The sequence below is a fragment of the Pseudomonas sp. 2 genome, assembly GCF_056627435.1.
This window is the reverse complement of the sequence record NZ_JBWXNG010000027.1, coordinates 18,210-43,863: the sequence shown is the minus strand read 5'-3', so window position 1 is coordinate 43,863 and position 25,654 is coordinate 18,210. Positions and strand designations below refer to the sequence as shown.

The window sequence follows — 25,654 nt, the reverse complement described above, 5'->3', positions numbered from 1 at the left end:
TAAGCGGTTGGGGTTTTGTATTTTCGGCGTTTCCAAAAAGATCACCATACTGCCCCCGTAGCAGCACGGCTTGCCGGCGGGAGCGGCCGTGTCAGGCAACCTCTTCATCACAGACACACCGTCCCGCCGGCAAGCCGTGCTGCTACGGAGGGCTGGGCTGTTGTTGGTAAGTGATCGCTCAACACGTTACGTGATACATTCGCCGCCGCTTTGCGCGAGCCCCTGCCCACAGGCGAGCCGCGTATCGATGCGCGCCCGGAGAGGCGCGCCCAGGCCGGAAACTTCATGACCGTGAGGGTTTCCCGCTTTTATTGTTGCCTGTTGTTCAGGTGTAAAATCGACGTTCGCGCTCGCGCGCATTCAGGTCCTGCGAACATGACACAGATTTCCGAACGCCTTCTGGTACAGGCGCACTTAGACGCCAAGCAGCCCAAGACCCTGACCCCGGAAGAAGAAGCTGAATACCGGCGTTTGATCGCTGCTGAGCTCAAGGCCCAGGACGCGGTTCTGGTTGCACACTTTTACTGCGATCCGGTGATTCAGGCGCTGGCAGAGGAAACCGGCGGTTGCGTATCGGACTCGCTGGAAATGGCTCGCTTCGGCAAGAACCATCCCGCCAAGACCGTGCTGGTCGCCGGTGTGCGCTTCATGGGCGAAACCGCAAAGATCCTGACCCCCGAAAAGCGCATCCTCATGCCGACCTTGGAGGCGACCTGCTCGCTGGACCTGGGCTGCGGCGTCGATGAGTTCACCGCGTTCTGCGATCAGCACCCTGAGCGCACTGTGGTGGTGTATGCCAACACCTCGGCAGCCGTGAAGGCCCGGGCGGATTGGGTCGTCACCTCGAGCTGTGCGCTGGAGATCGTCGAAAGCCTGATGGACAACGGCGAAAAGATCATCTGGGGGCCGGACAAGCACCTGGGGCGCTACATCCAGAAACAGACCGGTGCCGACATGTTGCTGTGGGACGGCGCCTGCATCGTTCACGAAGAGTTCAAGTCGCGCCAGCTCGAAGACATGAAGGCCCTGTACCCGGATGCCGCGATTCTGGTGCACCCGGAGTCGCCCGAGTCGGTGATCGACCTGGCCGATGCGATCGGTTCCACCAGCCAGTTGATCAAAGCGGCTCAGACGTTGCCGAACAAGACCTTCATCGTGGCGACCGATCGCGGGATCTTCTACAAGATGCAGCAGCTGTGCCCGGACAAGGTCTTCATCGAGGCCCCTACGGCTGGTAACGGAGCGGCCTGCCGCAGCTGTGCGCATTGCCCCTGGATGGCGATGAATACCCTGGCGCGCACCCTGCAGTGCCTGCGTGAAGGGAGCAACGAGATCTTTGTTGACCCGGCGATCATTCCCCAGGCCGTGCGCCCGCTGCAGCGCATGCTGGACTTCACCCAGGCGGCGCGGATGAAGCTTTCAGGCAATGCCTGAATTCTGCGCTTCGTAGCAGCACGGCTTGCCGGCGGTGGCGGCCTGAAGAACCCAACCGCCGGCAAGTCGTGCTGCTACGGGGTTTATATTTGCCTCTAGTTCATCATTTCCTTCACCGCCCGCTCCTGAGCGATGATCTCCTGCTGACGTGCATCGATCCGCGAAGCCAGCTGGAAATTGTTGTTCGCCCGCCGCTTGGCAAACTCCAGTTGCTGGACGGCCTGTTTGAAGTCACCCATCAGGGCGAAGTACTCGGCGCGGGCCTGATGTGAGCCGATCGTGTTGCCTGAGAGGCCCCGAGCGTCCGCCACCTGATTCCAGACATCCGGATCGTCGGAGCGGCTCTTGAGCATCGTCTCAAGGGCCTTCAGCGCTTCCGGTGCCTTGGACTGCTTGAGCAGCACGTCCACCTTGGCCTGATTGAGCGGGTAATCGTCCGGATAGAGGTCGAGCATCCGGTTTACCCGTTGCTGGGCGTCCGGGAAACGATTGTTGGTGATGTCCAGATTGATGGCGGCCAGATTGTAAGTGATGTTGTCCGGAGCCTTGTCCAGCAGCGGTTTCAGACTTTCCCGGGCTTCATTGAGCTGGCCAGCCTTGGTCTGGGCCAATGCCAGGCCATAACGCGCGGCATCGTTCTTCGGATTCTCAGCCAGTTGCGCGCGGAAACGCTTGGCAGCCACGCCCGGGGTTTCTTCGTAGATCAGGATCACCCGCGAGCGCATCAGTTGATAGGCCAGGCTGTCTTCCTTGCCGCCAGGCTTGGCCTGCTCGGCGCGGTTGCGGGTGTCGGCGATCCGCGACTCGGTGACCGGGTGGCTCATGAGGAATTCTGGCGGTTTGGCGTCATAGCGATACTGACGGGCCAGACGCTCGAACATCGTCGGCATGTTGCGTGGATCGTAACCGGCTTTTTCCAGATTGAGGATGCCGATGCGGTCCGCCTCGGACTCGTTCTGCCGAGAGAAGCGCGCCTGCTCCTGGATCGCCGCAGCCTGGGTGCCGGCGATGGCGGCGATACCGGCGTCACCCGCACCCGCAGCGGCCATGACGATGCCGGCGAGCATGGCTGCCATTACTGGCACCTGCATGCGCTGCTGGGCCTGCACGCCGCGCGCGAAGTGCCGTTGGGACAAGTGAGCCAGTTCGTGGGCCAGTACCGCTGCGTATTCACCCTCGGTTTCGGCATGCAGGAACAACCCGCCGTTGACCCCGATGATCCCGCCGGGCGCCGCGAAGGCGTTGATTTCCGGGGTGTTGATCAGGATGAACTCCAGTCGGCGGTCCTGCACCTGGCTGGTTTCGGCCAGGCGATAGACTGAGGTTTCAACGAAGTCCTTGAGCTGTGGATCGGACAGTTGCGAAACCTGCGCACGCAACAGCCCCAGCCAGGCACGGCCCAGGTCGTGCTCCTGTTGTGGCGAGACCACGGCAGAGCTGGCGTCGCCGAGCGAAGGCAGGTCATCCGCGAAAGTCGGGGTTGCCATCAGGCAAGCGAGCGTCAGCAGTGCGGGGCGCAAAAAAGTCATGCACAAAACTCTGAGGCAGAAAGGGGTTACTGTAGCTGGCTCAATGGCTTGCTGACCAGAGTGGGGTATTCTTGAAAACCTGTAAGAATGTTCTTCTTCATCCTGTTTTCGCATTATGTGTAATTGGATGTGTCTACCCGGAGAGAAACGATGTCTGACGCTGTAGGTCGTCCTGCAACCTGTGATGCCGAACTGGACGCCAGTGGCCTGAACTGCCCGTTGCCGCTGCTCAAGGCCAAGATGGAGCTCAACCGTCTGGCCAGCGGCGCGGTGCTCAAAGTCACCGCTACCGACGCCGGTTCGCAACGGGATTTTCGCACCTTCGCCAGACTGGCGGGACATGCGTTGTTACATGAAGAAATGTCCGATGGCATCTATCGGTATTGGCTACGCAAGGCCTGACGGTTTCCTACCCCTCGCTTCAAAAGGATCATTGATGTTCAAAGTGCTTCGCGACTGGATGCAGCGCTACTTCTCGGATGAAGAAGCCGTGGTGCTGGCGGTGCTGCTGGTCTTGGCGTTCACCATCGTCCTCACCCTGGGCGGCATGCTGGCCCCTGTGCTCGCCGGTCTGGTGCTGGCGTTCCTGATGCAGGGCATGGTGGTTCAACTGGAGCGGCTGCGCATGCCCGAAGGCGGCGCGGTCGGGCTGGTCTTCGCCCTGTTCATGGGGGCGTTGGCGTTGTTCCTGCTGGTACTGGTGCCGCTGCTCTGGCATCAGATGATCACCCTGTTCAACGAGCTGCCGGGCATGCTCGCCAAGTGGCAGTCCCTGCTGCTGCTTCTGCCAGAGCGCTACCCGCATCTGGTCTCCGATGAGCAAGTGCTGCAGGCCATCGAAGCGGCGCGCGGCGAAATCGGCAAGTTCGGCCAGTGGGCACTGACCTTCTCGCTGTCCAGCCTGCCGCTGCTGGTCAACATGATGATCTATCTGGTGCTGGTGCCGATCCTCGTGTTCTTTTTCCTCAAGGACCGTCGGATGATTGGTCGCTGGGTCAGAGGCTATCTGCCCCGCGAGCGTACGCTGATTACCCGCGTCGCCGAGGAAATGAACCGCCAGATCGCCAATTACATCCGCGGAAAAGTCATCGAGATCTTTATCTGTGGCGCAGTGACCTACATCGCCTTCGTGACCATGGGGCTCAACTATTCGGCGCTGCTGGCGATGCTGGTGGGGATTTCTGTCGTCGTGCCTTATGTGGGCGCGGTGGTGGTGACCGTGCCGGTGGCGTTCATTGCGCTGTTCCAGTGGGGTTGGAGCGACCAGTTCATCTACCTGATGGCTGTCTACGGGATCATCCAGACGCTGGATGGCAACGTACTGGTACCGCTGCTGTTCTCGCAAACGGTGAGCCTGCACCCGGTGGCGATTATCTGTGCGGTGCTGCTGTTTGGCGGGTTGTGGGGGTTCTGGGGAATCTTCTTCGCGATCCCGCTGGCGACGCTGTTCAAGGCGGTGCTGGATGCCTGGCCGCGCAATGAGCCGACGGTGGCACCGTTGTTGTAATGCGTATGATCGTTCCCACGCGGAGCGTGGGAACGATCAATGATCAAGCCTTGTTCAGCGCCTGAGCCGCTTCCAGCACCGCCGCCACATGGCCCGGCACCTTCACGCCGCGCCATTCCTTGCGCAGCACGCCGTTCTTGTCGATCAGGAACGTGCTGCGGTCCACGCCCATGTATTCCTTGCCGTACAGCTTCTTGAGCTTGATCACGTCAAACAGCTGGCAAAGAGCCTCGTCCTTGTCGGAAATCAGCTCGAACGGGAATTCCTGCTTGGCCTTGAAATTCTCGTGGGATTTCAGCCCATCGCGCGACACGCCGAACACCAAGGTATTAGCCGCCTTGAAATCAGCGAAGTGATCGCGAAACCCCTGACCCTCGGTAGTGCAGCCCGGCGTGCTGTCCTTGGGATAGAAATAAATCACGACCTGCTGACCCTTTAGCGCAGACAGCGAAACCATCTGATCGCTGGTGGCCTGTACCTGAAAATCGGCAACGGGTTTGTCCAGTTCTACGGCCATGGTGTTTTCCTTACATAGGGGCTTGCGGGCGCCAGGGTTCGATCAGCGCATCGAGATTGAGGGCGTCGGCGAAATCCAGGAACTGGTCGCGCAGCCAGCTGATCTGGGTGCCGGCCGGCAGCGTCACAGTGAACGTCGCGTTGAGCATGGTGCCGCCGGTCTGAGGCGCCTGATAGGTGTCGCAGATCAGGTTTTCCAGCTCGACATGGTGGTCGATGAAGAACTGGCACAGCTCGTTGATGATGTCAGGGCGGTAGGCCGAGCTGACATAGGCCACGTACGGCAGGGCTTCCGGGCGGTTTTCCAGCGAAGCGCTGCGCACCACGTTGACGGTGAAGGCGTGTTTCTTGGACAGGTTCGGCAACCCGCTTTCCAGGCGGGCCAGGGCGTCCCAGCTACCGGACACCTGCAGCACCAGCGCGCTGCATTCGCCGTGGCGAGTGAGGCGCGAGCTGATCACCGAGCAGCGGTTTTCGTGGCTGGCGCGGCACAGGACGTTGGTCAGCTCCATTGGATTGGCGCCAAGGGCACTGATGACCAGGAATTGTTCGCGAACTGTGGGGATGGACGACATGCAGATTCCTAAACGATGAGCGGTCGGTACATGGTGGGTCGGTGCGTCATGCCTGATGACCGCAGGATTCGTGATCCGGACCTGAACCCGCGCTGCATGCAGCCGGCCTCATTGGGCGGCGACACTGCTGGAACGGGGCTTGTGGCGAAGAAAACGAACTGTCGGACGAGCTGCGCAGATGACCGGTACCGATCAAAGACCGAAGGGTAGCGAAAACCGGCGCCGAGGGGAATGCTCTCGGCGGCTGAAACCGTGGTACTTCGCTTGTGCAAGGTTGATGGCGCCAGTACCATTACCGCTCTCTTTTTCCGGCAGGAGCGGTTTGCATGATTGCGGGCAGTATGGTGGCACTGGTCACACCTATGGATGCACAGGGTCGTCTTGACTGGGACAGCCTGAGCAAACTGGTGGACTTTCACCTGAAAGAGGGCACCGACGCCATCGTTGCCGTCGGTACCACAGGTGAGTCCGCGACGCTGGACGTCGACGAGCACATCGCCGTGATCTCCCACGTGGTCAAGCAGGTCGCGGGCCGCATTCCGGTGATCGCCGGTACCGGTGCCAACTCCACCCACGAAGCGGTCGAGCTGACCCGCAACGCCAAGAACGCCGGTGCCGACGCCTGCCTGCTGGTGACCCCGTACTACAACAAGCCGACCCAGGAAGGCCTGTACCAGCACTTCAAGCACATCGCCGAAGCCGTCGACATCCCGCAGATCCTCTACAACGTGCCAGGCCGCACCGCCTGCGACATGAAGGCTGAGACCGTGATCCGCCTGTCGAAGATCAAGAACATCATCGCCATCAAGGAAGCTACGGGCGACCTGCAGCGCGCCAAGGACATCCTGGCCGGCGTCGACAGCGATTTCCTGGTGTACTCCGGCGATGATCCGACTGCCGTCGAACTGATCCTGCTGGGTGGCAAGGGCAACATTTCCGTCACTGCCAACGTCGCTCCGCGGGCGATGGCCGACCTGTGCAAGGCTGCGATGGCCGGTGACGCCGTCACTGCCCGCGCCATCCACGAAAAACTGATGCCGCTGAACAAGAACCTGTTCATCGAATCGAACCCCATCCCCGTGAAATGGGCCTTGCATGAAATGGGTTTGATGCCGGACGGTATCCGTCTGCCGCTCACCTGGCTCAGCGAGTCCTGCCACGAGCCGGTACGTCAGGCCCTGCGCCAGTCCGGCGTTCTGGTTTAATGAGGAAGCACTACGCAATGAAGCGACTGGCCGGACTTTCCGCACTAGCCCTTGTCATTTCCAGCACCAGCGGTTGCAGCTGGCTGTTCGGACAGGACGGTTACTTCCGTGATCGCAGCAGCGATTACCTGGAAGCGACCCAGAAACCACCGATGCAACTGCCTGAGGGCATCCAGGAGTCCAAGCGCCTGGACCCGCTGCTGCCGATCCCGCGCAACGTCGCCGATGACACCCAGAAGGGTGAATTCACCGTGCCGCGTCCGCAGCCGCTATCCTCGGTGGCCGAGTCCAGCGATTACTCGCTGCAGAAGAGCGGCGACAACCGCTGGATCCTCGCCCAGCGCGCTCCAGCCGAAGTCTGGCCGGTGGCGCACCAGTATTTCGAAGACAACGGTTTCCGCATCGCCGAAGACCGTCCGCAGACCGGTGAATTCAACACCACTTGGCAGCGCGTCGATGAACTGTCCGCTGCGGTCGCCAAGCGCATGGGCGGGGCAGGCGACAGCGCCAGCACTGAAACCCGCGTGCGTGTTCGCATCGAGCCGGGCGTGCAGCGCAACACCAGCGAAATCTACGTGGTCAGCGTCCAGCGCCCGGCGGGCAGCAGCGACGAGCCGGCGTTCCCGTCGCGCAGCACCAACGTCGGCCTGGACTCGGTCCTGACCGACGACATGCTGGCCGCCTTGAGCCGTACTGCCGAGAAAGGCGGTTCGGTGTCCCTGCTGGCCGCGCGTGACTACGACACGCCAAGCCGCGTTTCGTTGTCCGAAGACGGCAGCGGCAACCCGGTGCTGAACCTGGGCGCCGACCTGGACCGCGCGTGGTCCAGCGTGGGCCGTGCGCTGAACCAGGGTGACTGGCGCGTCGAGGACATCAACCGCAGCCTGGGGCTGTACTACATCAACCTTGCGGAAAAAGCCGACAAGCCCGAGAACAAGCCAGGCTTCTTCTCCCGCATGTTTGGCAGCGAAGAGACCAAAGAGCAGAAAGAAGCCCGCGCCGAGCGTTATCAGGTTCGCCTGAGCAAGGTCGGCGACAACGTTCAGGTCACCGTCGAGAAGAACATCAATACCGTGGCACCGGCCGATGTGGCCCGTCGCGTGTTGAGCGTCATTCAAGACAACCTCGGCTAAGTGCGTTTCGCGGTTCTTGGCAGCGGCAGCCGGGGGAACGGCACGCTGGTTGCGAGCAACGACACGTATGTCCTGGTCGACTGCGGTTTTTCCCTCAAGGAAACCGAACGTCGACTGAACAGGCTGGGCGTCAGCGGTCATCAACTGAGCGCGATTCTGGTAACCCACGAACATGCCGATCATGTGCATGGCGTGGGTTTGCTGTCTCGGCGCTACGATGTCCCGGTGTACCTGAGCGACGGCACCCTGCGTGGCATGCGCAAGCCGGTCGAGGCCGGTACGCGGCTGGTGGCGGGGCAGGGCGTGCAGATCGGCAGCCTGAACATCGACGTGGTCTCGGTGGCCCACGATGCGCTGGAGCCGACGCAGTTCGTCTTCAACGACGGGCGTCGCCGCTTTGGCCTGCTGACCGACCTGGGCTCGTACTGCCCGACGGTGCTGGCCAGCTACAGCGGGCTGGATGCGTTGATGATCGAGTCCAACCACTGTCGCGACCTGCTGGCGCGAGGGCATTACCCGACCTTCCTGAAACAGCGGGTGGGCGGGCAATTCGGACATTTGAACAACCATCAGGCCGCAAGCCTGGTGAGCGAGCTGGGATGGCAAGGCCTGCAGCACCTGGTGCTGGCCCACCTTTCCAGCAAGAACAACCTGCCGCATCTGGCCCGGCAATGTTTCGTCGACACCCTCGGGTGCGACCCGGACTGGCTACAATTGGCCGATCAGGATTGTGGGCTCGACTGGCGCGAAATCGCCTGACGTCCCGATATTTTCAAAGGGCATCTGGCCCGGATACTTTTGCAAGCGGAGCCCATCATGGAAAAACGTGAAGAACTCTACCGCGGCAAAGCCAAGTCGGTTTACAAGACCGACGACGCTGACCGCTTGATCCTGCTGTTTCGCAACGACACCTCGGCGTTCGACGGCAAGCGCATCGAACAACTCGATCGCAAGGGCATGGTGAACAACAAGTTCAACGCCTTCATCATGCAGAAACTCGAAGCGGCCGGTATCCCGACCCAGTTCGACAAACTGCTGGCCGACAACGAAGTGCTGGTCAAGAAGCTCGACATGATCCCGGTCGAGTGCGTCGTGCGCAACTACGCCGCCGGCAGCCTGGTCAAGCGCCTGGGCGTCGAAGAGGGCATGAAGCTCAACCCGTACACCTTCGAGCTGTTCCTCAAGGACGACGCCAAGGGCGACCCGTTCATCAACGAATCCCACGTCGTGGCGTTCGGCTGGGGCACCGCCGAGCAACTGGCGCGCATGAAAGAACTGTCGCTCAAGGTCAATGACGTCCTGAGCAAACTGTTCGACGACGCGGGCCTGCTGCTGGTCGACTTCAAACTGGAATTCGGCGTGTTCAGCGACGGCTCCATCGTCCTGGGCGACGAATTCAGCCCGGACGGCTGCCGCCTGTGGGACAAGGACACCATGAAGAAGATGGACAAGGACCGCTTCCGTCAGGGCCTCGGTGGCGTCATCGAAGCCTACGAAGAAGTCGCCAACCGTCTGGGCGTGCCTCTCTAAACCGGGAGAAACGCCGCAAGCATCTGAAAAAACGCGAAAATTTCGAAAAAAAGATTCGCGTTTTAATCACAAGCTGTTATGATGCGCGCCGTTGGAGAGATGCCGGAGTGGCCGAACGGGACGGATTCGAAATCCGTTGTACCTTCGCGGGTACCTAGGGTTCAAATCCCTATCTCTCCGCCATTATTTGAAAAGCCCTGTAATTCAATGAGTTACGGGGCTTTTTACTTTCTGATTCTACCCAGCCTTTCTACCCAAAAAAATGTCCTATTCGCTGTAGAAAATCTCGGATGTTGATGAGTTTTTTAGTAGCTGGATTGAGTGGGTGCAGTCTGTTCTGTTGATGTAGCTCTCACTGCTGCGAGCAATCGCCTTCGCATTACTCGCGTAGTAAACCCAGTACCACTGCCCGGAATTGTCTTTCTTCTGCCAGTAGCATGGGTATGTGACTTCAGCCATTTCTTACGCTCCTGTCTTCCCTATGGACACCATGTCCCCGATGAAGCATAGGCGAATATTGCGTGAATCATCTTCCCCGACATTACGGTGCCGCTTGTTGGCGGCTTGCATCTGCTCCCTCCAAAACTAAATATCCTCAGCGGGCGTTCTGGACAATCAAGCACATACAGCATCCCCACAGCGCAGGGCTGATACGAATATCAAATATGAGAAGCATTCTCATCAAAGGGGGGCTGATCTGACGGAATACTGTTGATTCATCCAGTGTTGGCGTTTAACCTTGCCGGAGAACATTTGTACTCTTGGTGATGCTGACATGGATAACGATCTGATTGACTGCACTGGCTTTGAAGACCTTGGTGTTCCGAGTCCGCTGGAATGTTGGAAGCAACAGGCGCACATGCTGGCCTGTGAAGTAGGAGACCTACAGAAGGAATTGTCCAAGGCACGGCGGAATGTGCATCAGTTAGTGAGAATGCACACAGAGGCCGCTAAGGATCGTGATGTACTGGCGCTTGAGGTGATCAGGCTGAAGTGGGAATTGAGCGACAAGCTCAGAGCTGACGGGTTAGCGGCAACTGCAAGAACCAGCCCTGACTCGCAGGGCTGATTTCAAGGAATCGGGATGTTACTTCATCCTATGGAGTGTACCTTCAGTCTCCATTAGCTCAGCAAACTTTACCCATGTCAGTCGTCGTTTGTTTGCGCTGTTGCCGGATGGCACCCACTCAATGTTACCTTTGCTGACCAGTATCGTTCCGAGCTTGCTGTCATCCTTTTTGACTTCAATCTCGACATCCTGACGATGCACTAATTTGGATTGCAGATTGATCTTCACTTCATGAGCCATATGGCGTCCCTTGCATTGTTGGTGGTGGCTTGGTGCCATGTTAAGGCGAGAGACACATTCCAACAATTGCCTAAAGGTATTCATGTCATGCTTCAGCAGTCCTCATTTCACGCTTGATGCGATACACCGTAGCAACACCGCAATCTGCGAGCTTAGCAATCTGATCAGCAGCCATTGTTGGATGCTTGATCATCAGGATTTGAACCTTGGCCCATAGGTCAGCATTTTTAGCTTTGCCTGGGGGAGTCCAGCCTTCAGCAATACGCTTGTTCGCCAAACCTTGGTTGATGCGCTCAACGCGCTTTTCTTGGTCCAGACGGGCCATGGTCGCCATCAGGTCCAGCAGCATGTTGCTGATCACTTCCATGATCTGACCTGTGATGCCTTTGTCTTCGATCAGCATGTGTGTCGTTGGCAGGTCAGCGATAACCAGACGCAACCCCTTTGCCTTGATTGCTGATTTCAATGTTTCCCAATCTGTTTGGGACAGACGACTAAGACGATCCACGGATTCGCAAAGCAAGATCTCACCCGGTCTTGCGGTATCGAGCAAACGCATCAATTCGGGACGATCCAGTTTCGTGCCACTAACGTTCTCGGCGTACACACCGATGATGGTCAGTCCTTTGTCAGCGGCGAACGCCTCCAATGCAACCTTGGCACGATTGGCGTCTTGATCTTTGGTTGATGCACGAAGGTAGAGATGGGCGTTCATGTGAGTCTATCCTTTATCTTTCGTTTCGATAGACAAATGATAATACGATCAGATAGCTATCCACCAGTGCTTTTTGATAGATAACGACGAGCGGTTATCGGACTACCGTATAAGTAGACCTAAACGATAGTCTTCGATGGTGTGCTAAACCCGTTCGGGGCTTGGCGTTGTGCCAATTGACTGGGTGGGGCTTGCACCCCTTGATGCCTAGCCATAGTGATAGCAATATGCTTCTGCAAAGAATCTAACCTGAGACTTATCTGCAAGGCGGCGTGAAATGGAATTCTTGTATCTGTTTCTTGTGGTGTTGATTGGCTATTACGCCGTTGATTTCTGGAGCATGTACAAGGGCAGAAAGCCATGGCCGTTCGTGAGGCACGATTCCCTCGAGATGGACGCTCCAGGCTTGGCGCAGGCTGACGTCCCAAGGCAAGCACTGTCGATAAGGGAACAGCGGGAAAGGCACGTCAAGCGACGCGAGGCGCAAGCTGATGCGGAGAACCGGCGTATTGAGCAGGTGTTTCAAGCCTATGACAGAGTCCTGCACGACAGCCTTCAGGCAGATCATAGCCTTGATTTCAATAAGCTTTATGAGCCGTTGGCGCTACCAGTACTCGATATACCGCCACACCTAGCATTGGCGTCCGAATGCCCTAGCGTAGATACCTTCCGCCAAAGCCGATGGGCGGAATGGGTTAGCAGGCTATACCCCGGTCATGTGGCGCGCCTGATGAATGCGGAAGAAGAGCAATCCTATCTGTATCAACATGCTTTGAGTGCTTGGGAAGCATCGGAGCAAACTCGGTTAGCAGAGCTTGAGAATGTCAAAGCCGATTTTCAGCGCTCATACGATGAAGCACTTGAGCACAATGAACGGATTACCCAAAAGCAGAGCAGGCTTAGGGATAACTATCTTGCTGGTGATGAATTCGTCGTCGGAGCTTACGTCAAAAAGATATTGGAGATGTCGCCGTACCCTAAATCGCTGAAGCGGAAGGTCAAAGCGACCTATGCTGGCTCATCCAAACAATTGATAGTGGATTTTGAGCTACCAGCTTTGGAGGTCATCCCAAATGAATGTGATTTTCGGTATGTAAAAGCAAGTGACCGAATTGCGGGTAAGCGTCGCAAACCTAAGGATATAGACGACGACTACACTCGTCTAATTTCCGCAATCGCATTGAAGGTCTTGTATGAGGTCTTTGTGTCAGACGTTGGCGACGTGATTCAGGTGTGTTGCTTCAATGGCTACCTAGACACCATTGATAGGGCGACCGGTATGAAGGTGAGGCCGTGTCTCATCTCGACAAGGGCGACCAAGGAAAAGCTGGAAGCAATCGATCTGGAGCACGTGGACGCACGGCTGTGTGTTCGTGATCTAGGTTCGCATGTCTCCCGAAGCGCATCGGAGCTTCAGGCGGTAAAGCCAATCATCGAATTCAATACGAACGATCGTCGCTTCGTAGGCGAAGGTGATATGTCGTTTCTCAGTACCGCTCTGAACCTGATGGATCTGAATCCCTATGAATTTGAAAGGTTAATAACCAAGCTCTTTAAGGAGCTAGGCTTGGATGCAAAACAAACCCAGTCAACACGTGACGGTGGAGTTGACTGCGTTGCATTTGACACCCGACCCATCATTGGAGGCAAGGTCGTCATCCAAGCTAAGCGTTACCGGCATACGGTAGGCGTGTCAGCGGTACGAGACCTATTTGGCACAATGATGAAAGAGGGGGCAAACAAAGGAATTCTGGTAACTACAAGTGGCTATGGACCTGATGCATTCAACTTCATAAAAGGATTGCCCATCGAACTGATAGATGGAGGGGGCTTACTTCACTACCTGGATGCTGTTGGCATCGAGGCACGCATTGTCATGCCTGAGGACTGAAGCTGGAGATAAGGGCGACAATCGTTGACGGGCTTCAATCACGCTCATACGACCCTCAAGCCTGCTCGTGGTCGTGTCTAATCGCTCAGACAGACTGTTCAACCTCTGTTCGGCGTAGCTGGCATGTGACAGTTGGATCGTCTGCACCTGATCTATATGGCTTGACAGCCGGGCCACCTGCTTGGATGCATCGTTATCGAGGTTGATCGTGTGAATGGTGAAAATCAGTGTCGAAACTGTCATCAGCGTCATTGTCGCGCTGATTATTAAATTTATTTTCGTGTTAATCGTGATTTCTCGTTATTGCAGAGCGAAAAGCTATCGTGTTAAACATTTGACGTCAAACATACAGCATATATCGGGGTTAGAGAGATGGAGAGGGCGGATTAGACCCTCTTTCTCTGGCTTTTACTTATCCTGCTTGTTGATGATCCTTGTACTTTTCCACAAGAATCTTATGGGTGATATCGGCACTGTCATTCATCAGGCGCTCTAGCTTTGATGTTGGATCTGGTTTCGTTGCTTCCAGCAAGATATCAACATACTGCTGGATTTCCTCTTCAGACAGTTTAGTCTTAGCCGGTTCAGCGTATGATGGTTTCTTCACTGATGTTGCTGGTGCCTTCTGCTTGGCAGCATTACGGGCCAGCGCACGTTCAAGCTGTTTATTGAAAACGTCCGTAGTGATGGGCATTACGCTACTCCCTGTTCAGAAGAAAGATTAGCGAAGTAGGTGTTTGCTTCTGCCAATGCTTGATCTCGGTCCTTTTGTTCCTTGGCGTCAATAGCCTTTTGTTCTTTCCGCTTCTTATCTTGGTAGATTTGTTCGGCCAGCAACAGTTTGTTTTTCTCTTTCAGCGCTTCAAGTTCTGCCAGATATTTTTCGGTGGTTGCTTTCACCACTTCCTCTTCCAACGCGGCAATATTCTCTTTCACAAGGAAGACCGTGAGCGTGCCAAAGGAATCAGGAGGAAAATGTTCAGATAGCTTACGGCCTGCTGCGAATAGTTCTTGAAGTTCAGGGATCAGCAAGATTGCTGGTTTGCTTACCCGGTCCACTGATGCGTGACTGCGGTGGAAGTGGTAGACAGCCTGTGCGATACGCTGGTCCAGAATTTCTTGATTGAAGACAAATTCGGTGATGCTTACATTTTGTTTGGTCATTATATTATTTCCTTCTTATGGTTTTATTTGGGTAATAGTTACCCGCTGATTGCTCTTGTGAGCAAATTCATTTGAGTATTAATTGATGCCTTTTGCAAAGGCGGGAGAAGCATCTTCGCGCTACACTGCGTTACGCTATCGTCAAGTTCGCTTCGCTCTCTTGACTAACCTTAACATTTATAAAAAAGGTCATGTAAGGCTGTCACCCTGTCTACCTGCTGCTGAACCCCGTCAACTATAAGCTTTGCAGCGTAGACGACCTCCGCTTAAGGGTGTCTACCAAGGCGTCTACCTGTCACCCTTAAAATGTACCTTTCGGCATTTCGCTCTCAAGTTCTTTGGCTGTAGAGGTCAGTGACAGGCCCGATTCAAATCCAACTGGTGTTATATAGTAGCGTTGTAGCTTGGTCTTCCGTTGCTTGCATCCCATGTTGAGTAGGGCATTAGCAATTGCCATATCTGAAAGCCCGTGCTCAAAATCATCTGCACATCTAGTCTTGACCCATTTCAATGTCAGCACCTTGTTGGTTTCCACCGTTGAGGATATTACCTCTTCGAGTTTGTCGGATGTTGAAAACCCCATGAGTTCCTGTTTGCTTACAGTCATAGGCGGAGCGTCTGTTGCCCGATGTTTTGTTAGATCCACTTGCTCTAGATAGTCACGGACTAGCTGGAAACCGCCATTCATCAACCAAGGTTTGAGTTTGTCATTAAGGAAGTCGGCTGTTTCTCCCACTGAAGCTTTATGGCGGATGAATCCAGGAATCCAAAAGCGACGGTCCCCTTTCTCAAGGACCAGCGGCAAGTGATCGTTGCTGGTGATAATAAAGTTTAGATAATTGTCAATTGTTACAGTGGGTTTATGCTTTCGGTGAAGAGGAATTGTCGCGTTACCTTGAAAGCTCTTCAGCGCATCTGTTGTGCTTTTCTTACTTTTATAAACTTCATCAATCAGCGCCAGCGTCTTGCTTTCAATCACATCGTTGAAGTCACCTACCACGTCCTTCAACGCACAAACGCAGACAGAGGAACGACCCAGCAGACCAGACAGCAGTGTCTCGACTAGGAATCCTTTTCCGACACCGTGTTGGCTTCGGAGAACAGGTGTCGCAATGATTCGTTGTTCAGGCTTACGTACTGCGTGTGAGAGCCACCATCCGAAATACCTACGTTCAAGATCATCAGGGAACCAGCGCTCCAGGAACTCAATGAAAGGGGCCACCTGCTCGCGTGTGACCTTTTGGCCTGTTGGCTGAATCAGTGGAGGCTTCCACAGGTTAATGAGTCCACCAGCCAGCATAGGCTCGCCATTAGGCTCAAACCCTTCACCGTATGCCCAAGGCAAGCAGCCGAGGAGGTAGGCGGCGTCATGTTCACTCCCGCCCTGCTGTTTGTAGTAGTGGGCGACGATGCCTGCGTCGCCTTGATCGATGCCAGTAATCAAGTCTCTGAATCGTGGATATGAGTTTTGTGACGGGACACGAACAAATCGGGTCTGGACCGCTTGGAGGGCAGATGTATTAGTGTTCTGAATTGCTGCGTTGGTCATTTGTGTTTACCTCGATAGATGGGTTTTTATTTTCAAACAGTGCTTTATATAGGCCGCTGATCATTAAGTTGAGTTGATGGTTGGTGCTGGTATTGCCATAATGTTGCATGATCTTCAAGAGTTCAGACGAAGACCGTTCATTGAGATGTACTCTCATCGGATATTTTCCTTTTTGGATAGAGTTGTGAAATGGGCTTGAATGCTCATTAACTATTTAAGTCTGGCAAATTCATCTTTCAGTTCGCGATGGAGAAAATACCGTCTTACAACTGCGTTCATCATCTTAGTAAAGCTGTCGTATTGGGTGGCTTCCTCCTCCAGCAGGGCAATGAGGTCAAGCGGCATTGCAATTTTAATAATTTTAGTTTGCATTGTGTGCTCCTGTTTCTAGCAACATCAGAGATTGATGGAACTCCTTTACTTGTTCTGGGGTTTTAAATGTCTTCAGTATGCTGTTGATGTGTTCTCTGACTTTCTTGCGAGAGCCATACACACGCACTACACAGAGATTAGAGCAGTACTTATGATTTGCGTTAGTGGGTTCAAACTCGGTATTACATACTGGGCATTGATTCATCGTTATTTTCCTCGGTAGTGATATGGATATTGTGTTTAGGATTAGGGTGATCGTTTTCATCTAAGGCTTTCTGTATTACAGCAAAACCTACATTCGGGCCTTGTCCAGGTTCGTGCTTTTGATGCCATCTGTGAAACTGCATATGGCATACCTGAGAGCAAAGTTTTTTTGAAGATCTGTTGGTCTCCATTAAGCAACCGCACCACATGCAGTCTTTAATGATTGTTAAGGGCATCGAGATATCTTCCATATTATTGTTGGATGTTAGAATAACTAAAAAATGTTAATAAAAAAGCCATTTCAAGCACTGTGTAACTTTAAGTGCTGAAATAGCTTTGGCCCAAAACGGGCAAGTCTGAAGAGTTTGTATAAAGGGAGCAGGTATTAAATACGGGGGGGCTATTTTCATTTCCCTTGATTAATTATACAAAGTTAGTGCGATTTTTGCAACTAATTTATAACTAGCTGGAGTAATTAATTGTATTATTCAGACGAATGGTAATTGGTTTGTTTTTTTGATATTTAATATGCTTGTATTTGTACTAATTAGACGCGTTGGTCATGCTTAAACGTCACATATCTACGAATATATTTAATAAGTGTTTATATACTTCCTAATCAGTTCAGGAAGAACCAGATAGAGCTACCCTATAGCCAATCAAACAGTTTGAAACAAAGCGCTTGATAACGCTTGGTTTCCAGTTAGTCCTTCGACTAACACTGCATAAGATTCGCTATAGGCTCAATATCTGATCCTACCTGCACTGGCCTATGAAAAGACGTAATGTCCCTTCCTAATTCAGACGAGGTGAGATGATTGCAATGTAGGCAATCCGCAAGAATCCATAGGTAGACTCTCACGCCAGAAAACAGATCAGAGTAAGCTGCTGTTTTTATCTATCATTCTCCCCTTACCGGGAGCCAGTATGCCGATTATAGATTGCGAGCTACGGCTTGTGCCTAATACCATTCCTCTTGCACATACATCAACGCTAAGCCGAGTGGTTTTCACCGACAAACTTAGCGTTTTTTATCAAGGTACTTTAGAAGTATATAGGTAAGTTTATTTATAGTCTAGCTTTATCAATGGATACGTATAAGTTGGTGATTGTAAGTAAAGTATTAGGCGTTTAGGTTGCTGCAATAGACGCGTGAGAAAAATAAGTGAGGGGCACGGATAAACTGAGATTGTCGTTTCCAAGGATGTTTTTCCGCAACAAATAGCCCTTCAACGTCGCTTTAAAGGGCTATCCACTGGGGCTTCATGGCCGAGTAATTTAACTCAAGCCAGCGACTCCCTGAAATTGAAGTTCAGCTTACGTATGGCGTTTTCTTTCTGCTTGAAGCTTGGCCCAGCGCTGTAGACGTCGAGAGTGAACGCTTTGGTTTCGTGGCCTACAAGGTAGGGAAGGATTTCCAGCTTTACGCCAGCCTGATGTAGTTCCGTGACGACAGTCTTTCGAATGCTATGGAAGGTGTGAAGCTCGGAAAAATTCGGTTTCTTCAGTCTGCCGAATCGCTTGGATAGAGCGTCGAGCCTGATTCCATATTTGTTACTGCCACCTGCAAACAGATACCCGTCATTCCCGGATGCCTGGGAACATAGGTGCTCGTACAGGGGAAGCAGGGAAGGGTGAATTGGCACCTCTCGAACCCCTGCTGCCGTTTTGGCCTCGTTGATTTTGAATCCTACAGGCTGACCTTTGGCAAATATGGTGTCTTCAGGTTTGAGCCTACCAATCTCCTCTATACGGCAACCCGTGAATGCTCCGAACACTATCAAATGGGCCAGCGGAATATCGCCTCTGTCTATTGCCTGCGCGTGAAGATATTCGACTTCCGCCTTACTGAACGGGAGGTAGCTTTCACCTGCTGCCTTACCTACTTTCGGCAGAGTGTGGCCTTCGAATGGTGACTGAGCCTTGGCGTATCGATCACGGAAATCTGAGTGATATTTGCACGCCCATTGCCAAAAATCTCTACCGCTCCAAAGGTACTGCTGACGGGTTTTACGCGATTCAGATACGGATTCGAGGAAATCATGCACGGTGTCGAACGTAAGGGGCTTGCCCTCAGAGGTCATGAAGTCAGATAGGCGCTGGACCCTGCTGAGATGACTGTCCCTTGTCTTCTCGGACTTCACCTGATGCTCAAGCTGCTTATGCCATTGAAAGAGCATTCCTTTCGTGATGGGGCTTTTGGGCTTGAACGTAGACGGGTCTGTAAGGATTGCTTGCGCCTCGCTCGCTTCTGACTTTGAAAGGTGATTGTCCTGTACGGCGTACTTTAGTCGTACATCTCGCAGTCCCTCATACACCGCCTGATGGTGCGCAACGCTTTCGATGCCTGTAGTCGCCAATCCTTTGCGAATCGACTCGATAATGCCCGCAGCTTTCTCAGGTTCGACCCCAGCGGCTATATAGTCAGCCATGCTTTCAGCGAATCCCGGTTCAAGCGCTTTTAGCAAGCCTTCCATGTACTCAGGACCACGCTGGGAGAGTTGACCTACACCATCTAATGCTTGCTTTACTTTTCTCTCGCGGGCGTCCTTTGAAAGGACAGCCTCGTAGGCCAGCTTCTCACGCCATTTATCGCCCGTAGCGAGTTTCTGATTGCGGATGTCCTCTACCTGCGTTTTCCACTGGGAGAGATAGGACAAGCGAAGCCGCATAGCTTCAGCCCTGCTACCTGTGCCTAGGCTTTGACTGAGGATCTTGCGATTGCCGAACGCTGCCTGTACATCTTTAGGAATGTCGAAACGAACGTGCCACGTCCCACCGCGTTGCACCAGATTGTCAGCCATGAGACCATCTCAACCATTGGAGGAAAGGCTGATTCTACCCAGAATTTCTACCCAAAAAGCTAATTAAATGCCCGTATCACGGCGTTTGTTGGGGTTTGAGTGGTTAAACTGAGAGTCCCTATCTCTCCGCCATTATTAGATACGAATAAGCCCCTGAAATGATTGAACATTTCAGGGGCTTATTCGTTTCTGAAATCCGGTTTAGGGCAAATTTGGGGCAAAAGCCGCTGGGCGATCACTTCTCGACGGTGACGCCTGTGTCCAGACGCATCGACAATTCGACATCCTCGGCAAAGGGAATCGACATATAGCCCTGCTCGACAGAGCGGACCCTGGCCAGATAGTCGGGAGCGTAATCAGCGTTATCGGCAATGATCAGCGCGCCCGGTCGCAATCGGCTTTCCAACAGCGCCAGGATCTCGGGGTATAGCGCCTTGGCGCCATCGAGCAGGACCAGGTCGATGGCATCGGGCAGGTCTTGCCCCAGGGTCTTCAGCGCGTCGCCCTCACGAATCTCGACCAGGTCCAGCAGCCCGCCAGCGAGCAGATTGTCTCGCGCCCTGGCGACTTTGGACGACTCGAACTCGCTGGTCACCAGCAGGCCGCCGCCGTTGTCCCGCAGCGCGGCAGCCAGGTGCAGGGTGGAGATCCCGAATGACGTTCCGAACTCGACGATGGTGCGTGCCTTGCAGCTACGCGCCAGCATGTACAGCAGTGCGCCAGTGTCTCTGGAGACAGCCAGCGGAAAATTCTTCAAGCGTCCGTACAGATCCTGGTATTCGGTCTTGCTGCGCATCAGCCGGCCAATTTCTTCCTGCGAAACCCCGGAAAGCTCCGCGCTGTTTGAAGGGAGGCACTCGGCAGCTTCGTTGAACAGACGCTCGACGAGGGGCGCAACGGGATGCGTAGTGAGGGTATTCATGAATTTCTCCGATAGGGGGATGCGTCAATCGCAACGCCGAAATAGAATGCGACGAATCCCTCACATTTGATAATCGCATTCCCGAGCCGTCATGACCGATCCCCGCAACCCCACGATTTCCCTGCGTAAAAAGCCCAAACAGGCCCGCTCCGAAACCTCCGTTGCGGTGATTCTCGAAGCCGCTACTCAGGTTTTGGCCAAGGAAGGTGCCAGCCGCTTCACCACTGCCCGGGTTGCGGAAAAGGCGGGCGTCAGCATCGGATCGCTTTATCAGTACTTCCCGAACAAGGCGGCCATCCTGTTCCGCCTGCAGAGCGATGAATGGAAACAGACCACTGAAATGCTTTCCCGCCTGCTCGGCGATACCGCCTATCCACCTTTCCAGAGGTTGCGTCACCTCGTGCACGCCTTCATTCGCTCCGAATGCGAGGAGGCCGACATGCGCATCGCCCTCGACGATGCCGCGCCGCTCTATCGCTACGCCCCCGAGGCGCAACAGACCCGAGAAACGGGAAGGCAGGCCATTGCCCTGTTCATGAAGGAAGTGTTGCCTGAGGCTGCCGACGCAACGCGCTCACTCGCAGGCGAATTGATCACCACCACCATGAGCAGCGTCGGCAAGGAGTTTTCGCAGCAGCCGAGAACCGAGGTTGAGATCGAAGAATATGCGGCTGCGGTGGCGCTGATGTTTGAGGCGTATCTTCAGCGGCTGGGTGGGGAGTAGGGCATGAGTAGAGGGGACGGGGATGTTTAGCAACAAGGTGCGCCCGGGCGGGCGCACCTTTTTCTCGGGATTTACGCGTCCCAGGCGCGATCGCCGTTCTCGTCCTTGATACGAGTCGGCAGGCCCATCACGTCCAGCGCCTTGAGGAACGCCTGGGCAGGCAGTTCTTCGACGTTGACCATGCGGTTCACATCCCACTCGCCACGGGCGACCAGCAGGGCGGCGGCCACAGGCGGCACGCCTGCGGTGTAGGAGATGCCCTGGCTGTCGGTTTCGGCGAAGGCTTCTTCGTGGTCGGCGACGTTGTAGATGAACACTTCGCGCGGCTTGCCGTCCTTGGTGCCCTTGACCAGATCACCGATGCAGGTCTTGCCGGTGTAGCCCGGCGCCAGCGAGGCAGGATCAGGCAGCACGGCCTTGACCACTTTGAGCGGGACGATCTCGACGCCTTCGGCGGTCTTGACCGGTTGCTCGGAGAGCAGGCCCAGGTTCTTCAGCACGGTGAAGACGTTGATGTAGTGGGCGCCGAAGCTCATCCAGAAACGCACGTTGGGCACGTCGAGGTTTTTTGACAGCGAGTGCACTTCATCGTGGCCGGTCAGGTACAGGTCCTGCGAGCCTACGACTGGCAGGTCGTCGGTGCGTTTGACTTCGAACATGGTGTTGCTGGTCCACTGGCTGTTCTGCCAGCTCCACACCTGCCCGGTGAACTCACGGAAGTTGATTTCCGGGTCGAAGTTGGTGGCAAAGTATTTGCCGTGCGAGCCCGCATTGACGTCGAGAATGTCGATCGAATCAATGCGGTCGAAATATTCCTGCTGCGCCAGTGCGGCGTAGGCATTGACCACACCCGGATCGAAACCGATGCCGAGAATGGCGGTGATGTTCTTCTGTTGGCATTCCTCGAGGTGTTTCCACTCGTAGTTGCCATACCAGGGCGGCGTTTCGCAGACCTTGCCCGGCTCTTCGTGGATCGCGGTGTCCAGATAAGCCACGCCGGTGTCGATGCAGGCACGCAGGACCGACATGTTGAGGAAGGAAGAGCCGACGTTGATCACGATCTGTGATTCGGTCTCCCGGATCAGCGACTTGGTCGCTTCGATATCCAGCGCGTTCAGGGCGTAGGCCTTGATCTCTGCCGGCACCTTGAGGCTGCCTTTGGCGTTCACGCTGTCGATGATGGCCTGGCACTTGGAGATGTTACGCGACGCGATTGCAATACGACCGAGTTCGTCGTTGTGCTGCGCGCACTTGTGGGCCACCACCTTGGCGACACCTCCCGCACCAATGATAAGAACGTTCTTCTTCAATTTGTTTCTCTCTCCTTAATCCGCCAGCTTACGAGAGGCTGGACAGGTAATCGTCAAAACCGAACTCACGAACCACCTCGACGCTACCGTCGAGTTGTTTCACTGCAATGGACGGCATTTTCAGGCCGTTGAACCAGTTTTTCTTGACCATGGTGTAGCCCGCTGCGTCAACGAACGACAGCCGATCGCCGATGGCCAGCGGACGATCAAATTGATACTCACCGAAGATGTCTCCGGCCAGGCACGACTTGCCGCACACCATGTAGGTGTGATCGCCTTCGCTTGGCGCAAGTTTCGCGTTCAGGCGGTAGATCAGCAGGTCCAGCATGTGCGCTTCGATGGAGCTGTCGACCACGGCCAGGTTCTTGCCGTTGTACAGGGTGTCGAGCACGGTCACTTCCAGCGAGGCGCTCTGGGTGATCGCCGCTTCGCCCGGCTCCAGGTACACCTGTACGCCGTATTTTTCCGAGAAGGCCTTCAGGCGGGCGCAGAAGGCGTCCAGCGGGTAGTCGTCGCCGGTGAAGTGAATGCCGCCACCCAGGCTGACCCACTCGACCTTGTGCAGCAGATGGCCGAAGCGCTCTTCGATGCGCGACAGCATGCTGTCGAACAGCTCGAAATTGCCGTTCTCGCAGTTGTTGTGGAACATGAAACCCGTGACCTGATCGATCACCGCTTCGATCTTCTCGGGGTCCCACTCGCCCAGACGGCTGAACGGACGCGCCGGGTCGGCCAGCAGGTAGTCGGAGCTGCTCACCTGCGGGTTGACGCGCAGGCCGCGCACCTTGCCTTCGCAGGCCGGGGCATGACGCTCCAGCTGGCTGATGGAGTTGAAGATGATCTTGTCGCAGTTTTCGAGCATCTCTTCGATCTCGTCATCTGCCCAGGCCACGCTGTAGGCGTGCGCCTCGCCCTTGAATTTCTGGCGGCCCAGTTTCAGCTCATAAAGAGAAGAAGAGGTGGTGCCGTCCATGTACTGTTCCATCAGGTCGAACACCGACCAGGTGGCGAAGCACTTGAGGGCCAGCAGGGCTTTCGCACCGGAGTTCTCGCGCAGGTAGGCGATCTTTTCCATGTTGCGAAGCAGCTTCTGTTTGTCGATGAGGTAGTACGGGGTTTTGATCATTTCGTGGCCTCCAGCAATGCCAGCCGAAAAAGGACGGCGATTGTGCCTTCACTCGCAGGGGATCGAAAGGGCGAAACGGATTTTTTGCATGGATATGCGACGTTCGTGGCTTGATTTGGCAATGGCTGAAACATTTTGACTCCAGATAAGCTGCCCCGATCCGCTCCCTGGCTGACAACTTCTTCACTGTAAGCGGCTAATGTTTCAGCCATCATTTGGCAATCAAAAGCGTGACAAAATGTCGCAATCGCTTCGGGGCGAGTAAGATGGGCCCCCTGATTTTCTGACATCACCTCATTTTCTTCGCACGGATCCTGCGTCGAGCGTCGTGAAAGACCGACCTTGGGGGAACCGTTCGATCCTGTATTGATAGAGCAAATAGAGAAAAGGCGATTACTGATGACCAAGACTTCGCGACCTTTGTACATTTCCTACGCTGGCCCTTCGCTGCTGGAGATGCCGCTGCTCAACAAGGGCAGTGCGTTCACGCCCCAGGAGCGTGTGGATTTCAACCTGATCGGCCTGTTGCCGCAGAACGTTGAAACCATCGAAGAGCAGGTGACCCGCGTCTACAACCAGTACCAGCAATGCGCGAGCGACCTGGACAAGCACATCTACCTGCGCTCGATCCAGGACAACAACGAAACCTTGTTCTTCCGCCTGCTGGACTCGCATCTGGAAGAGATGCTGCCGATCATCTACACCCCGACCGTCGGCCAGGCGTGCCAGGAATTCTCCAAGATCTACCGCACCCACCGCGGCCTGTTCATTTCCTACCCGGACCGCGACCGCATCGACGACATCCTGCGCAGCGCCACCAAGGACCGCATCAAGATCATCGTGGTGACCGACAGCGAGCGCATCCTCGGCCTGGGCGACCAGGGCATCGGCGGCATGGGCATCCCGATCGGCAAGCTGTCGCTGTACACCGCGTGTGGCGGCATCAGCCCGGCCTACACCCTGCCGATCGTGCTGGACGTGGGCACCAACAATAAAGAGCTGCTGGACGACCCGATGTACATGGGCTGGCGCCACGAGCGCGTCACCGGCAAGGAATACGAAGACTTCATCGCGCTGTTCATCGAAGCCGTACAGCGCCGCTGGCCGGATGTGCTGCTGCAGTTCGAAGACTTCGCCCAGACCAACGCCATGCCGCTGCTGGAGAAATACCGCGACGAGCTGTGCTGCTTCAACGATGACATCCAGGGCACCGCGTCGGTGGCCGTGGGCACCTTGCTCGCCGCCTGCAAGGCCAAGAACGAGCCGCTGAGCCAGCAGCGCGTGGTGTTCCTCGGCGCAGGTTCCGCCGGTTGCGGCATCGCCGAGCACATCATTGCGGCGATGGTGATCGAAGGCCTGTCTGAGGCCGAAGCACGCAAGCGCGTGATGATGGTCGACCGTTTTGGTCTCTTGACCGACAGCATGGACAACCTGCTGGACTTCCAGAAGAACCTCGCACAGAAAGCCGGTGATGTTGCGGGCTGGGCGTCTGCCGAAGACTATCCAGGCCTGCTGGACGTGGTGAAGAACGGCAAGCCGACCGTGCTGATCGGCGTGTCGGGCCAGCGCGGTCTGTTCACCGAAGAAATCATCCGCGAGATGCACAAACACTGCGCCAAGCCGCTGGTGATGCCGCTGTCCAACCCGACCTCGAAAGTCGAAGTCACGCCGCAGGAAGTCCTGACCTGGACCAACGGCGATGCGCTGGTGGCTACCGGTAGTCCGTTTGCGCCGGTGACCGTAGGCGATCGCACCTTCCACATCGCACAGTGCAACAACTCCTACATCTTCCCAGGGATAGGCCTGGGCGTGATCGCGGCAAAAGCCACGCGCATCACCGACAAGATGCTGATGGCGGCCTCCAACGCCCTGGCTGAGTGCTCGCCGATGGTCACCGGTAAAGGCGATGCGGTGCTGCCGCCACTGAAAGAAATCCAGGCGGTGAGCAAGAAGATCGCCCTGGCCGTGGCCAAACAGGCCCAAGCCGAGAACGTGGCGCTGGAAACCACCGAAGAGATGCTGCTGGAAGCGATCGAGCGCAACTTCTGGATGCCGAACTACCGCAGCTATCGTCGTAGCGCGGTGTAAGGCCTCTGTAGGAGCGAATTTATTCGCGAATGGCCCGTACAAACGAC

The 25,654-nt window shown here is 55.3% G+C and carries 25 protein-coding genes and 1 tRNA gene; 12 read left to right on the top strand and 14 right to left on the bottom strand.

The annotated features are described in order from the left end of the window. Positions 1-375 precede the first annotated feature (375 nt). Positions 376-1,434, top strand: coding sequence for a quinolinate synthase NadA (nadA, locus tag AC1MEK_RS29060; RefSeq protein WP_480399703.1), 1,059 nt, complete (start codon positions 376-378; stop codon positions 1,432-1,434). 95 nt (positions 1,435-1,529) lie between these two features. Here the strand turns inward: nadA and AC1MEK_RS29055 are convergent, their stop codons facing one another. After that, positions 1,530-2,963: a M48 family metalloprotease gene (locus tag AC1MEK_RS29055; protein ID WP_480399702.1), complete on the bottom strand. Its 1,434-nt coding sequence runs from the start codon at positions 2,961-2,963 to the stop codon at positions 1,530-1,532. Positions 2,964-3,113: 150 nt separating this feature from the next. On the opposite strand from AC1MEK_RS29055, the gene AC1MEK_RS29050 reads away from it, so the two are divergent. Further along, entirely contained in the window at positions 3,114-3,365 is a 252-nt protein-coding gene (locus tag AC1MEK_RS29050) for a sulfurtransferase TusA family protein (RefSeq protein WP_480399701.1), read from the top strand. A 34-nt stretch (positions 3,366-3,399) separates the two neighbouring features. Next, positions 3,400-4,470: an AI-2E family transporter gene (locus tag AC1MEK_RS29045; RefSeq protein ID WP_480399700.1), complete on the top strand. Its 1,071-nt coding sequence runs from the start codon at positions 3,400-3,402 to the stop codon at positions 4,468-4,470. Positions 4,471-4,513: 43 nt separating this feature from the next. Here the strand turns inward: AC1MEK_RS29045 and AC1MEK_RS29040 are convergent, their stop codons facing one another. Both AC1MEK_RS29040 and AC1MEK_RS29035 read right to left on the bottom strand, forming a co-directional pair. Further along, on the bottom strand, positions 4,514-4,987 hold the full coding sequence (locus AC1MEK_RS29040) for a peroxiredoxin (RefSeq protein ID WP_480399699.1): 474 nt from the start codon (positions 4,985-4,987) through the stop codon (positions 4,514-4,516). A 10-nt stretch (positions 4,988-4,997) separates the two neighbouring features. Further along, positions 4,998-5,561, bottom strand: a complete 564-nt coding sequence (locus tag AC1MEK_RS29035; RefSeq protein ID WP_480399698.1) for a glycine cleavage system transcriptional repressor — start codon at positions 5,559-5,561, stop codon at positions 4,998-5,000. Between the two features lie 326 nt (positions 5,562-5,887). Here AC1MEK_RS29035 and dapA point away from each other — a divergent pair, with 326 nt between their 5' ends. The 5 genes from dapA (at position 5,888) to AC1MEK_RS29010 (ending at position 9,612) form a co-directional block, all read left to right on the top strand. After that, positions 5,888-6,766 carry a 4-hydroxy-tetrahydrodipicolinate synthase gene (gene dapA, locus AC1MEK_RS29030; RefSeq protein WP_480399697.1) on the top strand — a complete coding sequence of 293 codons (879 nt, stop codon included), beginning with the start codon at positions 5,888-5,890 and terminating at the stop codon, positions 6,764-6,766. Between the two features lie 17 nt (positions 6,767-6,783). Further along, a complete protein-coding gene (gene bamC / locus AC1MEK_RS29025; RefSeq protein WP_480399696.1) occupies positions 6,784-7,899 on the top strand; it encodes an outer membrane protein assembly factor BamC in 1,116 nt (371 codons plus the stop codon). Further along, entirely contained in the window at positions 7,900-8,658 is a 759-nt protein-coding gene (locus AC1MEK_RS29020; protein ID WP_480399695.1) for an MBL fold metallo-hydrolase, read from the top strand. Positions 8,659-8,715: 57 nt separating this feature from the next. Next, positions 8,716-9,429, top strand: coding sequence for a phosphoribosylaminoimidazolesuccinocarboxamide synthase (gene purC / locus AC1MEK_RS29015; protein WP_480399694.1), 714 nt, complete (start codon positions 8,716-8,718; stop codon positions 9,427-9,429). 93 nt (positions 9,430-9,522) lie between these two features. After that, a tRNA-Ser gene (locus AC1MEK_RS29010) sits at positions 9,523-9,612 on the top strand. A gap of 84 nt (positions 9,613-9,696) precedes the next feature. On the opposite strand, the gene AC1MEK_RS29005 is transcribed toward AC1MEK_RS29010, so the two are convergent. Then, positions 9,697-9,888, bottom strand: coding sequence for a DUF1508 domain-containing protein (locus tag AC1MEK_RS29005; RefSeq protein WP_480399693.1), 192 nt, complete (start codon positions 9,886-9,888; stop codon positions 9,697-9,699). A 316-nt stretch (positions 9,889-10,204) separates the two neighbouring features. Here AC1MEK_RS29005 and AC1MEK_RS29000 point away from each other — a divergent pair, with 316 nt between their 5' ends. Beyond that, on the top strand, positions 10,205-10,498 hold the full coding sequence (locus tag AC1MEK_RS29000) for a hypothetical protein (RefSeq protein WP_480399692.1): 294 nt from the start codon (positions 10,205-10,207) through the stop codon (positions 10,496-10,498). Between the two features lie 325 nt (positions 10,499-10,823). Here the strand turns inward: AC1MEK_RS29000 and AC1MEK_RS28995 are convergent, their stop codons facing one another. Beyond that, positions 10,824-11,453, bottom strand: coding sequence for a recombinase family protein (locus tag AC1MEK_RS28995; protein WP_480399691.1), 630 nt, complete (start codon positions 11,451-11,453; stop codon positions 10,824-10,826). A 277-nt stretch (positions 11,454-11,730) separates the two neighbouring features. Between AC1MEK_RS28995 and AC1MEK_RS28990 the strand changes: the two genes are divergently transcribed. Further along, positions 11,731-13,344 (top strand): restriction endonuclease, encoded by a 1,614-nt coding sequence (locus AC1MEK_RS28990; protein ID WP_480399690.1) that lies wholly within the window; start codon positions 11,731-11,733, stop codon positions 13,342-13,344. A gap of 412 nt (positions 13,345-13,756) precedes the next feature. Here the strand turns inward: AC1MEK_RS28990 and AC1MEK_RS28985 are convergent, their stop codons facing one another. The 6 genes from AC1MEK_RS28985 to AC1MEK_RS28960 form a co-directional block, all read right to left on the bottom strand. After that, entirely contained in the window at positions 13,757-14,038 is a 282-nt protein-coding gene (locus AC1MEK_RS28985; RefSeq protein WP_480399689.1) for a hypothetical protein, read from the bottom strand. Beyond that, the gene (locus AC1MEK_RS28980; protein WP_480399688.1) at positions 14,038-14,508 is read right to left on the bottom strand and encodes a hypothetical protein; all 471 of its coding nucleotides are present in this window, start codon (positions 14,506-14,508) and stop codon (positions 14,038-14,040) included. The genes AC1MEK_RS28985 and AC1MEK_RS28980 overlap by 1 nt, the downstream gene beginning before the upstream one ends. A gap of 301 nt (positions 14,509-14,809) precedes the next feature. Then, complete coding sequence (locus tag AC1MEK_RS28975; protein WP_480399687.1) at positions 14,810-16,057, bottom strand: primase-helicase family protein; 1,248 nt, start codon at positions 16,055-16,057, stop codon at positions 14,810-14,812. Between the two features lie 210 nt (positions 16,058-16,267). After that, positions 16,268-16,429, bottom strand: a complete 162-nt coding sequence (locus tag AC1MEK_RS28970; protein ID WP_480399686.1) for a hypothetical protein — start codon at positions 16,427-16,429, stop codon at positions 16,268-16,270. A 1,487-nt stretch (positions 16,430-17,916) separates the two neighbouring features. Further along, positions 17,917-19,437: a DUF6538 domain-containing protein gene (locus AC1MEK_RS28965; protein WP_480399685.1), complete on the bottom strand. Its 1,521-nt coding sequence runs from the start codon at positions 19,435-19,437 to the stop codon at positions 17,917-17,919. A 235-nt stretch (positions 19,438-19,672) separates the two neighbouring features. Beyond that, complete coding sequence (locus tag AC1MEK_RS28960; RefSeq protein WP_480399684.1) at positions 19,673-20,359, bottom strand: O-methyltransferase; 687 nt, start codon at positions 20,357-20,359, stop codon at positions 19,673-19,675. Between the two features lie 91 nt (positions 20,360-20,450). On the opposite strand from AC1MEK_RS28960, the gene AC1MEK_RS28955 reads away from it, so the two are divergent. Continuing rightward, positions 20,451-21,083, top strand: a complete 633-nt coding sequence (locus AC1MEK_RS28955; RefSeq protein WP_480399683.1) for a TetR/AcrR family transcriptional regulator — start codon at positions 20,451-20,453, stop codon at positions 21,081-21,083. A gap of 71 nt (positions 21,084-21,154) precedes the next feature. On the opposite strand, the gene AC1MEK_RS28950 is transcribed toward AC1MEK_RS28955, so the two are convergent. The 3 genes from AC1MEK_RS28950 to AC1MEK_RS28940 are packed head-to-tail and all read right to left on the bottom strand — an operon-like array spanning position 21,155 to position 23,926. Next, on the bottom strand, positions 21,155-22,393 hold the full coding sequence (locus AC1MEK_RS28950) for a saccharopine dehydrogenase family protein (protein WP_480399682.1): 1,239 nt from the start codon (positions 22,391-22,393) through the stop codon (positions 21,155-21,157). A gap of 28 nt (positions 22,394-22,421) precedes the next feature. Beyond that, a complete protein-coding gene (locus AC1MEK_RS28945) occupies positions 22,422-23,519 on the bottom strand; it encodes a carboxynorspermidine decarboxylase (RefSeq protein WP_480399681.1) in 1,098 nt (365 codons plus the stop codon). Then, on the bottom strand, positions 23,516-23,926 hold the full coding sequence (locus AC1MEK_RS28940; protein WP_480399680.1) for a hypothetical protein: 411 nt from the start codon (positions 23,924-23,926) through the stop codon (positions 23,516-23,518). Before AC1MEK_RS28940 ends, AC1MEK_RS28945 begins: the two co-directional genes overlap by 4 nt. Here AC1MEK_RS28940 and AC1MEK_RS28935 point away from each other — a divergent pair. Further along, positions 23,919-25,607: an NAD-dependent malic enzyme gene (locus AC1MEK_RS28935; RefSeq protein WP_480399679.1), complete on the top strand. Its 1,689-nt coding sequence runs from the start codon at positions 23,919-23,921 to the stop codon at positions 25,605-25,607. The genes AC1MEK_RS28940 and AC1MEK_RS28935 overlap by 8 nt on opposite strands. The last annotated feature ends 47 nt before the right edge of the window (positions 25,608-25,654 follow it).